Below are 12,012 nucleotides of genomic sequence, written 5' to 3' on the forward strand. Positions count from 1 at the left end.
TTACGCCCTCTCGCCGCGAATCGACACTGCCGGGAAGGGGTACTGCTCGTTGCGTTCTACCCAATCCATGAAATCGGCGCGGGCGCCGGGGAAACCGATCATGGTCCAGCCGACCATGCCTTTATTGCCACCGTGAATCGGGTCGCAGAAGAAGCCTTCCTTGGTGTTTTGCAGCAGCAGATTGAAGAAAATCTTCGCCGGAACCGCGTCGAACTGTGGTTTGCCGGCTTCAAGCTGCTTGAGCAAATCGTCTCGGGTAGCGCTGTCTTGCTCGGCAAATGTTTTACCGTTGAGGGCTTTTGCCCACTGATCAGTGGCGGCGATGCCCAGACGATAGATGTCCTTGGGCACCAGTTTGCTCTGCCAACCCATCTCCGGCGCGGCGTCGGCATTGAACGGGCCTTGCATGTACCACAGGGCACCGGCGGCGTACGGCGTGTTCATCTGACGATCGATGTATTCCGGCACGCCGGCTTCGAGCGCGCCCGGGCCTTGGGCATCGTTGGGGATCAATTGCGCGACGGCGGCATTGATGAACGCCCATTCCTCAGCGGTGAAATAGCTGGGCTGGTACTCGCCGGCCTTGGCACGAACTGGCTGGGTGGCAGGTTTGGCGGGCGCGGTTTCAGGCGCGGCGTTCAGCACGCTGCTGCCCAGACCGCTGCCGGCCAGGGTGACGACTGGGATCAGGGTCAGGGATTTGCGCAAAAACTCACGCCGCGGGTTGTCTCGATTTTCATCAGACATGGGGTACACCTCATCAGGCATTAGCATTGAGCCGATTCTGCGAAAGGCTTGGGATTTTGCGTCGCAACGACAGCGCCCTGGCCTGAAAAAGGCAGGGGTGCCTGCAACATCGTGTGACAAATGGTAGCAGGCTAAGCATCAGCATGAACCGGCTCGATGGAAAAAAGCCGCGGCCGCAATGAAATTTTTGTCATCAATGGCCGTTCACAATTCTTTAACAAGCGGCTCACAGGGCTTTGACCGTTCTATCGCGAAGCTGCGCCGTCTCTCACTGAAACATCCGAAACGGTCAATTCCAGCATGTCTCGAGTGCGCGTTTTCCCTGTGTTCTGCTCGGTGCTTTTTGCCTTGTTGCAGCTTACGTCCGCTCAGGCGGAGTCGCTATCGATGGCCCGTCCGGCTGAATGGGCGCAGCCGGTGGAGGTGCAATACAACCTGTTCCAGATGTCGCCGACCTTGTATCGCAGCGCTTTGCCCGACGGTGGTGCGCTGCCGCTTCTGAAAAATCTGAAGATCATCACGGTGATCAATTTTCTCCAGGACGATGATCGCAGCTGGCTAGCGGATCCTGCCATTGAGCAGGTGCGATTGCCCTACCGCACCAATCATGTCGACGACAGTGACGTGCTCAAGGCTTTGCGTGCCATCCAGGCGGCCGAAGCCAACGGCCCGGTGCTGATGCATTGCAAGCACGGTTCTGATCGCACCGGGCTGATGGCGGCCATGTATCGGGTCGTGGTGCAGGGGTGGAGCAAAGAGGACGCAATGAGCGAAATGACTCAGGGCGGTTTCGGCGACAGCACCCACTTCAAGGACGGCATTCGCTACATGATGCAGGCGGATGTAGACAAGTTGCGCAATGCGCTGGCCAACGGTGATTGCAGCACCAGTGCCTTCGCCACCTGCTCTATGAAAAGCTGGTTCAAATCGGCCCACGTCGAGTAGCCCGCGGTTCAATCCGGCTGTGCTGGAAAAAGTTCGGCAGGTATTGGATAACCGAGGAACGTCTCCATTGCGTCCGGCAGCGAAACCGAATCGCCAGAGAAGAATGCCTCGCGCAGATCCCGACCGGTCTGTGTGTTGAACACGCCTTCGCGTTCGACGCGCTTGAACGCTTCGGAGGCCAGCACACCTGACCATTTGTAGGCGTACACCGAGGCTTCGTAACCGGTCACCACGTAATCGAAACTGTTTGCAAACCGGCAATAGGTCGGCAGGTTCAGTTGCGGTATCTGCTGCAGCACCGCGTCGAAGCACTGTTGCACGTTGCGGCCATTGGCCTCGCTGCGGTGCAATTCAAGATCGAGCAATGACTCAAGCAACAGCATCGCGGTATCGCGGCTGGTGTGCGCCGCGATGGCGGTCAGCGCCGAGCTGATCCGCTCACGGCTCAACGGCACACGGTTCTGGTAATGCGCGGACAGCCACTCAAGAAGCTCACTCGACAGGCTCAACTGCTCGAACAGCTGCCCGGCGAATTCACCCGAGTCACGGCCCATTTGCGAGATTCCCGAAAGGTTAAAGTGAGGCGAGCGGGTCAGCACATGCTGCAGGCAATGCCCGAACTCATGAAACAGCACGCGCAAGTCCTTGTGCGACAGCAGGCCCTGATGCCCGCCGCTGATGGGCGGGAAATTGCAATGGAGGACAGCGATCGGCAGAGCCGGTCGACCTTCGGCATTGATACGGTGGTCGCGCACGGTGTGGGTCATGGCATAGTCGGGTGCGTCCGGGCGATGAAAGAGGTCCAGGTAGATAAAGCCGATGACTTGATCGTACTCGCTGATCTCCAACAGCCGCACCGCCTCGTGCCAATGGCTCAGGTCCTTGCGCTCGGTCAGTTTGACGCCGAATAGATGTTCGATGAACTGGCAGAAACGGCGCAGCGTTTCGTCGAGTTCAAAGTGCTGGCGAAGGCCTTTGAGTGCGCTCGCCGAATGTTGCTGGCGCCATTGTTCAGCGAAATAGTCAAAATCCCAGGCCTGCAGATCATCGACCCCCCGGGTCGCAGCAAATGCCTGCAAGTCCTGTGTGTCCCGCTCCAGCGCCGCGCGGTTGCGTGCGATCTGCTGCTTTAGAAATGCTTCGACCTGAGCCGGCGAGGCCGCCATCTGTTGCGAAAGGCGCAGATGGGCAAAGCTTTCGAAGCCTAGCAATCGAGCTTGTTCATGGCGCAGCGCGAGCAGTTTCTGCAAGACCGGACCGTTGTCGAACCGGTCGGCATGCGGCCCCTGATCCGAGGCCCGGGTGTTGAACGCGACGAAGTACGCCTCACGCAAACGGCGGTCGCTGGCGTTTTTCATCAGGTATTCATAAGTGTTGCGATCCAGCGTCAGCAGCCAGCCGGTTTTTCCGGCCTGACGCGCGTTGAGCAGCAACTGATCCGTGAAGTCGGCAGACAGGCCATCCAGCGTGGCAAACTCGTCGATCTGTCGGGTCCAGGCCGCGTTACTGCGCTCCAGATTGATCAGAAACAATTGCTGTTGAAAGTCGATGTCGACGGTGATCGCAGCCAGTCGCTCACGTTGTTCGGCGGGCAATTCGATGCCTGTCAGACGGAAGCCGGACAGGGTCCTGGCCAGCGATGCCTTGCGAAACGCATCGAAGCTGGCGGCGATCGGGCTCCGCTCCAGACCTTGATAGGTGCGGTAAAGCGCCAGATTGGCAAATTTCTGCGAGCGATAGCGCTTTGCAGCCAGGTTGCATCGCGCGCTTTGCGCTAGCCAATCGGCATCAGTGCCTTTGACCGTGTCGAGCACTTCTACGATGGCGATGGCTTCGGCGATCCGTGCGTCGGCTTCGTCGATGGCGATCACCAGATCATCCCAGTTCGGGTGGATGGTCTGCGTGGCAATCACCTCGGCGATGATCCGTTGGTTGTCAGCGACGATGGCCTCGAAGGCGGGCACCAGGTGTTCGGCTTGCAGCTCGGACCAGGCCGGCAGTTGCCAGCGTTGCAGCAGGGGGTTGGCAGGGGGCATCGCGTCTTCCTTGACCGTAGGCTGAAAAACCCAGCATACGGACAAGGCGCGAAGTTCAGGCGGTAAAGGAATACCACCTGGAAGTGGCGATTTTACTCGTCAGTCTTTTTCTTCAGTTTTGGATTAGGGAAAAACTGCACTGCCTGGACTTTCTTGTCCGCTGGCGGCTTGAGCGCACTGGTGTTGACTCGCGTGCCCAGTTCCTTGGGCACCGACAGCCCTTGCTCATTCAGCGTGTCCGAATAACCGCAGGCCACGCATTCGCGGTGCGGCACGCCGTCTTCGTTCCACATCATCAGTTTGTCTGGCTCGCTGCACGCCGGGCAAACCGCCCCGGCGATAAAGCGCTTTTTGGTAATCACAGGCCCCTCACTCATGCTGCCGCGTCCTCACTCAGGCCGCTGTGGCGCAACAGCGCGTCAATCGACGGCTCACGGCCACGGAAGTCGACGAACAGCACCATCGGTGCCTGCGAACCGCCACGGGCCAGAATCGCCTCGCGGAAAGCGCGACCGGTTTGCGCGTTGAGCACACCGTCTTCTTCGAATTTGGAGAAAGCATCCGCCGAAAGCACTTCAGCCCACTTGTAGCTGTAGTAACCGGCGGCATAACCGCCAGCGAAGATGTGCGCAAAGCTGTTGGGGAAGCGGTTATACGCCGGAGGGCGCATCACCGATACCTCGTCACGAACGCCTTCAAGCACCTGCGCCACGCTGCGGCCGTCACCGTGGGTGGCGTGCAGTTCGAAGTCGAACAGCGAGAATTCCAGCTGACGGACCATCATCAGGCCGGACTGGAAGTTTTTCGCCGCGAGCATTTTTTCCAGCAGATCCTGCGGCAGCGGCTCGCCGGTTTCGTAGTGACCGGAAATCAGTGCGAGGCCTTCCGGCTCCCAGCACCAGTTTTCCATGAACTGGCTCGGCAGCTCGACCGCATCCCACGCCACGCCGTTGATGCCCGATACGCCAGCATGATCGACGCGGGTCAGCAGGTGATGCAGGCCATGGCCGAACTCGTGGAACAGCGTGGTCACTTCATCGTGGGTCAGCAGCGCTGGCTTGCCGCTGTCGGCCGGGGTGAAGTTGCACACCAGGTTGGCCACCGGGCTTTGCAGTACACCGTCGACGGTGCGTCGGCGGTCGCGGGCGCCGTCCATCCACGCACCGCCACGCTTGTTGGCGCGGGCATAGAGGTCGAAGAAGAAGCGCCCGACGTGCTCGCCGTTTTCCTTGATTTCGAACAGGCGCACGTCCGGGTGCCAAGTGTCGAAGCCTTTCAGCTCGGCGATTTCGATGCCGTACAGACGCTGAACAATGGCGAACAGGCCGCTCAGCACTTTGTCGATCGGGAAGTAGGCGCGCAGGGTTTCCTGGGCGACGCTGTAACGCTGTTCGCGCAGTTTTTCGCCGTAGAAACCGCTGTCCCAGCTTTGCAGATCGGCGCAGCCTTGTTCGGCGGCGTAGGCCCGCAACTGTTGCAGATCCTGCTCGGCAAACGGCTTGCTGCGCTTGGCCAGATCACGCAGGAAGCTCAGCACCTGATCGCTGGATTCGGCCATCTTGGTCGCCAGACTCAGTTCGGCGAAGCTGGCAAAGCCCAATAGCTTGGCCAGTTCCTGGCGCAGGTCGAGGATCTGTTCCATCACCGGGCCGTTGTCGTTCTGGCCGGCGTTCGGGCCTTGATCCGAGGCGCGGGTGCAGTAGGCGGCGTAGACTTCTTCACGCAACGCACGGTCCTGCGCGTAGGTCATCACCGCGTAATAGCTCGGGAATTCGAGGGTGATCAGCCAGCCGTCGAGGCCTTTGGCTTGCGCGGCGGCCGCCATTTGCGCCTTGGCCGAATCGGTCAGGCCGGCGAGGGCGGCTTCGTCGGTGACATGCTTGGTCCAGGCCTGAGTGGCATCGAGCAGTTGATTGGAGAAACGGCTGCCCAGCTCGGACAGTTTGCTCTGCACTTCGGCGTAACGCTTCTGTTCGGCCTCCGGCAGGTCGATACCCGACAGACGGAAGTCACGCAGCGCCTGTTCGAGAATAGTCTTTTGCGCGACGTCAAAACCGGCGGCTTCCGGGCTGTTGGCCAGCGCTTCATAAGCCTGGAACAACTCGCGGTTCTGGCCCATTTCGGTGGAGTAGGCGCTCAAGGCCGGCAAGCACGACTCGTAGGCTTCACGCAGTTCGGCGCTGTTGCACACGGCATTGAGGTGGCTGACCGGGCTCCAGGCCGCGCCGAGACGATCATTGAGTTCGTCCATCGCCAATATCAGACCGGCCCACGTTGGGTTCTGCCCTTGGCTCTTGAGAATTTCGGCAATGGCCGCGCGGTTATCGGCCAGAATGGTTTCGATGGCCGGCAGGACGTGTTCGGCACGGATCGTGGAGAACGGTGGCAGGTCGTAGGACTGCAGCAGAGGGTTGTTCACGCTCACGGTTGGCACCTTGGCTGGAAGAAACATGCGCCCATCTTAATTACAATCGCCACTCACCGCAGCTATCGGCGACAGAGAGAGAACTAATCGTGGCCCTTCGCAAGTACCAGCAACACACCCCGCAGTTAGGCAAAGGCGCGTTTGTCGACGGATCCGCGGTGGTAATCGGCGACGTCGAAATCGGCGAAAACAGCTCCGTCTGGCCGCTGACCGTGATCCGTGGCGACATGCACCGCATCCGCATCGGCGCGCGCACCAGCGTGCAGGACGGCTGCGTGCTGCACATCACCCACGCCGGCCCGTTCAACCCCGATGGCTTCCCGTTGCTGATTGGCGACGATGTGACCATCGCTCATAAAGTCATGCTGCACGGCTGCACCGTCGGCAGCCGCGTGTTGATCGGCATGGGCAGCATTGTCATGGACGGCGCCGTGGTCGAGGACGATGTGATCATTGGCGCCGGCAGCCTGGTGCCGCCGGGCAAGCGCCTGCAAAGCGGCTTCCTGTACGTCGGCAGCCCGGTGAAACTGGTGCGCGCCCTTACCGACAAGGAAAACGCCTTCTTCACCTACAGCGCTGCCAATTATGTGAAGCTCAAGGATCTGCATCTGGCCGAAGGCTACGACACACTCTGAAGCGAAATCGCGACTGCCCAGGATTATCCATGCATTACCAGACCGTATTGTTCGACCTCGATGGCACCCTGACCGACCCGCGTGAGGGCATCACCCGTTCCATTCAGTTCGCCCTCGGCAAACTCGGCATCGACGAGCCGGATCTGACCAGACTCGAACACTTCATCGGTCCGCCGCTGTTGCAGGCGTTCATGCAGTTCTACGCATTCGACGAGGCCAAGGCGTGGCAGGCGGTGAATTTCTACCGCGAGCGCTTCAAAGTCACTGGCCTTTATGAGAATCGGGTGTTCGATGGCGTCACGCCGTTGCTGGAAACCTTGAGCGGTCAGGGGCGTCAGCTGTTTATCGCTACGTCGAAACCATGGGAATTCGCCCGCGAGATTGCTCGGCATTTTGATTTCGCGCGGCACTTCAAGGTGATTTACGGCAGCGAACTGGACGGCACGCGGACCAACAAGGTCGAGTTGATCGCACATTTGCTGCAGGAGGAAGGGCTGGACCCGGCTGATACGCTGATGATCGGCGACCGCAAGCACGACTTGATTGGCGCGCGCAGTAATGGCCTGGATGCGGCGGCGGTGGGGTATGGATTTGGCAGCTTTGAAGAGTTGAATGCCGAAGCGCCGGCTTATCACTTCGAGACGTTGGATGCGTTGCATCAGGCGTTTCTGCTGCGCTGATCAGATTGCTATCGCCAGCAGGCTGGCTCCCACAGGGGATTTGCGTCGTATACAAGACCAATGTGGGAGCCAGCCTGCTGGCGATGAGGCCTGTTCAGCCACTCGAGGACTGGGAGTCTGCCAATGCTTTGAGCGCCACCTTGCGCTCAGCCACCGGCAGCCTCTCACAGGAACTTGCGTCGTATACAAACCAAGGTGGGAGCCAGCCTGCTGGCGATGAGGCCTGTTCAGCCACTCAAAGACTGTGACTCGGCCAATGCTTTGAGCGCCACCTTGCGCTCATCAACCTGCAACTTCCCCAGCTTCTCAACCTCGGTATAAAACCTCAGCCAGTCCCCGCCGACCTGCCTGAATAACCCGGCAAACGCCGGCACCCATTGGTCATACAGCCCAAACGGCAACAATCGCGCATTGTTCAGCGGCGCGTTCACCCAGGCGTCATAACGCTTGTCCCCGGCCCATTCGCTGTCACGCAGCGCCCGATAATCGCGCCGAAAGCGCTCGAACTCCGCCGCTTTGCGCTCGCGCATCTGCTCGGCGGGCAATGGTTGTGCGTATAAGGTTTCCAGGCGTGAGCGAGTGTCGAGAACCAGGTTGATGAACTGGTCACGCTGTTTGAGCCGTGAGGCGTTATCGGCCGGCAACCCGCGAAACGCGCGCCATTGCCGGGTGCCCTCCTGCTCGACGAATGTGGCAAAGGACTCATTGAACTCGGTGTCGTCCGGCACATAACAGCGCTGATGCGCCAGCTCATGGAAGATCAGTGTCGCCAGACGCTCTTCGCCCCAACCCATCATCGTGTTGATAATCGGGTCGTTGAACCAGCCGAGGGTCGAATAGGCCTCGACGCCGCCAATTGACACGTCCATACGGTTCAAACGCTGGATCGCGGCTTCGCCCCGCGCCGCGCTCTGGCTGTAATAGCCGCGGTAGGCCACGCACCCGGCAATCGGGAAGCAATGATTTTGCGGGGTCAGGGAAAATTCGGCAGTGGCGAACACATTCCACACCACGTACGGCCGACCGATGTCGGCGTATAACCGGTAACTCTGGTTGTCCGGGAGGTGCAGATGCTCGCTGGCGAAGGTGCGAGCCTTTTGCGATTGCGCCAGGTGAGCGCGCAACGTCGCGTCTCGGCCTGGATCGTTGATCACTTTTTGTACCGGTTCGCGCGCGTGCAGTAGTTGCAACTGCCCACTGGCCAACTGACTGTAATAGCTGACGCTGGCACAACCGTTGAGCAACAAAAACAACACACCCGGAAACAAAATCGTAAAAACGCGATCAAGTAACCCAAGGCTTGGAAACGGCCTGATCACAATAAGAAATCCCTCGGAGAGTCTGCCCGCAAGACTATCCCGCCTTCAGGAGCACCGCTATGCGCAAGTTGATGCTGACAGGGGGCCTGCTGACGCTGGCCGGTTGTGCCGGATTCGGAATGCCCGACCCTGACCCCTCGCAAGCCTGGATCGATCTGGACGCCCGGCAACAGGACACGGCGCTGCAAGCGCTGCAGGTCGATACGCAAGCGGCCGTCGACAAGCGCTACTTCGAAGTACAGCCCGGCAGCCATGAGCTCAAGGTTCGTTATCAGTTCCCGGTCGAGGCTACCAATATCGGCCCTGGTGCTGAACCGCTCTGGCGCGATTGCCGGTTGAGCGTCAAATTCAAGGATTTCAACGCCGGCCAGCGTTATCAATTGCAGGCCGGCAGTATCGGCTTCCGGCCGTGGGCCAAACTCTATGACGAGCAGCGCAAAATGGTCGGCCAGGCCACGCCAGCGGGCTGCCAGAGCAGCTGATCGGCGCTATGCTGAATGTTCCGATCCGTGGACATTCATCATGCGCCAAGTGCTGTTGTTGCTAGCTGTCAGTCTGCTCGCCGGGTGCCAGACGCCGCTGCCCCCGGTTGATCCGCAAATGGCCTGGGTCGAGTTCTCGACGCCGAGCCCCGGCGGCAAGTTATTGATGGCCGAGCGTCTGGACAACCAACGTCTGAACGACGGGCGTTTCTTTCAGGTCACCCCCGGCAGCCATGAACTGCGCGTGCGCTTCGATTTCGAAGTATTCGGTGGCGGCGGCAGCCTGCTGACCGGCCCGGTCGAGCGCTTGTGCTATCTGACCATTCGTTACGAGCATTTCGAGGCGGGCCAGCGTTATCTACTGGAGGGGCGCTCGCTGGCCTTTACGCCAAGTGCGCGGTTATACAACGCGAAACGCGAAATCGTTGCCGAAGATCGCGAGTTCAACTGCATCATCTAGCGCTTCAGCTGTCGTTTTTCTGGTAGATGATTCTCTTCTGACCGTTCTCGCAAGAACCGACGATCATGGCTGAATCGTGCTGTTTCGCCTCCTCCTTGGTGATGATTTCCAAGGTGTACGACGGAATTGCCTTCGCCTGAATCTTGATTTCGATTTCCTTTCTGAGTTCTTCGCAGTTCTTGGGGGCTGCGATAGCGGAGGTGGCCAGTGCACTGCAAAGGATCGCCAAGCCAATACGTTTCATCGATGAAGCTCCTTGAGGCAGCGCGCACGGGCGTGCGCTGAAGCTGCTGTCAGTTATTCGACCACATTTCCACGGAGCGGGTTCTGACTTTGCTCACACCTTGTGCCAAGAGCCTGAGGTCCTGGTGATGCTGAGGTTGCTATCGCGAGCAGGCTCACTCCTACAAGGGATCACATTTATTCAGCTGGAATGCGATCAACTGTAGGAGTGAGCCTGCTCGCGATGGCGTCAGACCAGCCAATGCTGAATTAGCTGATCAGCGAAGCCTCAAGGGTAATTTTCGCATTCAGCACCTTGGACACCGGGCACCCTTCCTTGGCCTTGTTGCTCAATTCCTCAAACTGTTGCTGGGTCGCCCCGGGAATCTTCGCCTTGAGAATCAACTTTATAGCGGTGATTGCAAACCCGCCGTCGACCTGATCCAGCGTGACTTCAGCGTTGGTATCGATACTGTCGGCCTTCAGGCCCGCATCGCCCAGAATCATCGAAAACGCCATGGAGAAGCAGCCGGCATGCGCGGCGCCGATCAGTTCTTCCGGGTTGGTGCCCTTGCCGCCCTCGAAGCGCGCCTTGAAACCATAAGGCGCTTCCCGGAGTACGCCGGTTTCGGTGGAGATCGAGCCCAGACCGGTTTTCAGATCACCTTCCCAATGCGCCGATGCCTTTTTCACGATAGCCATGTCTGCCTCCTCAAATAGGGCGCGGAACGCCGCGCCGTCGTGGTTTTCACTAGCAAGGCTTCTGAGGATAGACGGCGGAACAAAGTTCAGCCTGGCTGAATCGTTGACTTTTTTAGTAGGAAATTTCGACGCCTCTATTGAAACTCGGGTATATGCCCTCATTGCATGAAACACGCTTATGGATCTGGCAGGTTTTCGTTCGCTAGAAAAACCTGCCTCCCCACTCGGAGATGCAGGTTTATGAAACAACTGTCCGACGTAAAATTTTCCACCCTTGATCTGGTACCGGTGCGCGAAAACGGCAGCCCGGCGCAATCGCTGCGCAATTCGCTGGACCTGGCGCAGCATGTCGAGAAACTCGGCTTCACGCGCTTCTGGGTGGCTGAACACCACAACATGGATGGCATTGCCAGTTCGGCGACGTCGGTGCTGCTCGGTTATCTGGCCGGCGGAACGTCTAGCATTCGTGTCGGTTCCGGCGGTGTCATGCTGCCCAACCATGCACCGCTGGTGATTGCCGAGCAGTTCGGCACGCTGGAGAGTCTGTATCCGGGGCGCATCGATCTTGGCCTGGGCCGCGCGCCCGGCTCCGATCAGATGACCGCACGCGCGTTGCGCCGTGAACGTTCTGGCAGTGCTGATGACTTCCCCGAAGACGTCGCCGAACTGGTGCGTTACCTCGGCCCGCGTACTCCGGAACAACGAGTGATCGCAATGCCGGGCACCGGCACCAACGTGCCGATCTGGCTGCTCGGCTCCAGTCTGTTCAGCGCGCAACTGGCCGGTGAGCGCGGTTTGCCTTACGCCTTCGCCTCGCATTTCGCGCCGCGCTTCATGCACGAGGCGATCCGCGTCTATCGCAATCACTTCAAGCCGTCGGCGGTGCTCGACAAGCCGTACGTGATGCTCGGCGTGCCACTGGTTGCGGCAGACACCGACGGGCAGGCGGATTATCTGGCCACATCGGTGTATCAGCGCATTCTCGCGCTGATGCGTGGGCAGAGCCTGGTGCAGCGTCCGCCGGTGAAAAGCATGGATGGCCTGTGGTTGCCCCATGAGCGCGAAGCAGTGGGCGATTTCCTGGGCCTGGCGATGGTTGGTGGCCCAGAGAAGATCCGCGCCAAGCTGCAGGTGCTGATTGAGCAGACCCAGGCGGATGAGCTGATTTTCACCTGCGACTTGTATGAACATGCCGATCGTCTGCATTCCTACGAATTGCTGGCGCAGGTCATGAAAGGCTGAAAAACGCCCTCACCCTAACCCTCTCCCTGTATGTACCGGACACATGGTAGACACATGTTCGGAGACATGGTGGACACTTTTAAATAGACACATTGCTCATCGCGAAGGAGATGGCCT

The 12,012-nt window shown here is 59.3% G+C and carries 13 protein-coding genes; 6 read left to right on the forward strand and 7 right to left on the reverse strand.

Translation table 11 applies throughout. The features are described from left to right. Positions 1 to 747, reverse strand: a complete 747-nt coding sequence (locus ACYYKW_RS04590; RefSeq protein ID WP_093096198.1) for a gluconate 2-dehydrogenase subunit 3 family protein — start codon at positions 745 to 747, stop codon at positions 1 to 3. A gap of 300 nt (positions 748 to 1,047) precedes the next feature. On the opposite strand from ACYYKW_RS04590, the gene ACYYKW_RS04595 reads away from it, so the two are divergent. Beyond that, positions 1,048 to 1,692: a dual specificity protein phosphatase family protein gene (locus tag ACYYKW_RS04595; protein ID WP_464989520.1), complete on the forward strand. Its 645-nt coding sequence runs from the start codon at positions 1,048 to 1,050 to the stop codon at positions 1,690 to 1,692. 8 nt (positions 1,693 to 1,700) lie between these two features. On the opposite strand, the gene ACYYKW_RS04600 is transcribed toward ACYYKW_RS04595, so the two are convergent. From ACYYKW_RS04600 to prlC, 3 genes are all read right to left on the reverse strand, one after another. Continuing rightward, the gene (locus tag ACYYKW_RS04600) at positions 1,701 to 3,728 is read right to left on the reverse strand and encodes a M3 family metallopeptidase (protein ID WP_464989521.1); all 2,028 of its coding nucleotides are present in this window, start codon (positions 3,726 to 3,728) and stop codon (positions 1,701 to 1,703) included. 92 nt (positions 3,729 to 3,820) lie between these two features. Next, positions 3,821 to 4,105 carry a YheV family putative zinc ribbon protein gene (locus ACYYKW_RS04605; RefSeq protein WP_090288005.1) on the reverse strand — a complete coding sequence of 95 codons (285 nt, stop codon included), beginning with the start codon at positions 4,103 to 4,105 and terminating at the stop codon, positions 3,821 to 3,823. Continuing rightward, positions 4,102 to 6,153 (reverse strand): oligopeptidase A, encoded by a 2,052-nt coding sequence (prlC, locus tag ACYYKW_RS04610; RefSeq protein ID WP_464989522.1) that lies wholly within the window; start codon positions 6,151 to 6,153, stop codon positions 4,102 to 4,104. Before prlC ends, ACYYKW_RS04605 begins: the two co-directional genes overlap by 4 nt. 89 nt (positions 6,154 to 6,242) lie before the next feature. Between prlC and ACYYKW_RS04615 the strand changes: the two genes are divergently transcribed. Beyond that, on the forward strand, positions 6,243 to 6,788 hold the full coding sequence (locus ACYYKW_RS04615) for a gamma carbonic anhydrase family protein (RefSeq protein ID WP_464989523.1): 546 nt from the start codon (positions 6,243 to 6,245) through the stop codon (positions 6,786 to 6,788). A 29-nt stretch (positions 6,789 to 6,817) separates the two neighbouring features. Continuing rightward, the gene (locus tag ACYYKW_RS04620) at positions 6,818 to 7,468 is read left to right on the forward strand and encodes an HAD family hydrolase (protein WP_090288010.1); all 651 of its coding nucleotides are present in this window, start codon (positions 6,818 to 6,820) and stop codon (positions 7,466 to 7,468) included. A gap of 227 nt (positions 7,469 to 7,695) precedes the next feature. Here the strand turns inward: ACYYKW_RS04620 and ACYYKW_RS04625 are convergent, their stop codons facing one another. Continuing rightward, on the reverse strand, positions 7,696 to 8,787 hold the full coding sequence (locus ACYYKW_RS04625; RefSeq protein WP_464989524.1) for an aminopeptidase: 1,092 nt from the start codon (positions 8,785 to 8,787) through the stop codon (positions 7,696 to 7,698). A 59-nt stretch (positions 8,788 to 8,846) separates the two neighbouring features. Here ACYYKW_RS04625 and ACYYKW_RS04630 point away from each other — a divergent pair, with 59 nt between their 5' ends. Together ACYYKW_RS04630 and ACYYKW_RS04635 are read left to right on the forward strand one after the other, a co-directional pair. Continuing rightward, positions 8,847 to 9,269 carry a PA0061/PA0062 family lipoprotein gene (locus ACYYKW_RS04630; RefSeq protein WP_090288013.1) on the forward strand — a complete coding sequence of 141 codons (423 nt, stop codon included), beginning with the start codon at positions 8,847 to 8,849 and terminating at the stop codon, positions 9,267 to 9,269. A 40-nt stretch (positions 9,270 to 9,309) separates the two neighbouring features. Continuing rightward, the gene (locus ACYYKW_RS04635; RefSeq protein ID WP_093096171.1) at positions 9,310 to 9,729 is read left to right on the forward strand and encodes a PA0061/PA0062 family lipoprotein; all 420 of its coding nucleotides are present in this window, start codon (positions 9,310 to 9,312) and stop codon (positions 9,727 to 9,729) included. A 4-nt stretch (positions 9,730 to 9,733) separates the two neighbouring features. Here the strand turns inward: ACYYKW_RS04635 and ACYYKW_RS04640 are convergent, their stop codons facing one another. Continuing rightward, positions 9,734 to 9,973, reverse strand: a complete 240-nt coding sequence (locus ACYYKW_RS04640) for a DUF1161 domain-containing protein (RefSeq protein WP_093096164.1) — start codon at positions 9,971 to 9,973, stop codon at positions 9,734 to 9,736. A 248-nt stretch (positions 9,974 to 10,221) separates the two neighbouring features. Continuing rightward, positions 10,222 to 10,653: an OsmC family protein gene (locus ACYYKW_RS04645; RefSeq protein WP_090288018.1), complete on the reverse strand. Its 432-nt coding sequence runs from the start codon at positions 10,651 to 10,653 to the stop codon at positions 10,222 to 10,224. Positions 10,654 to 10,893: 240 nt separating this feature from the next. Between ACYYKW_RS04645 and ACYYKW_RS04650 the strand changes: the two genes are divergently transcribed. Then, the gene (locus tag ACYYKW_RS04650; protein ID WP_464989525.1) at positions 10,894 to 11,895 is read left to right on the forward strand and encodes an LLM class flavin-dependent oxidoreductase; all 1,002 of its coding nucleotides are present in this window, start codon (positions 10,894 to 10,896) and stop codon (positions 11,893 to 11,895) included. Positions 11,896 to 12,012 lie beyond the last annotated feature (117 nt).

The organism is Pseudomonas sp. 15C, assembly GCF_055484735.1.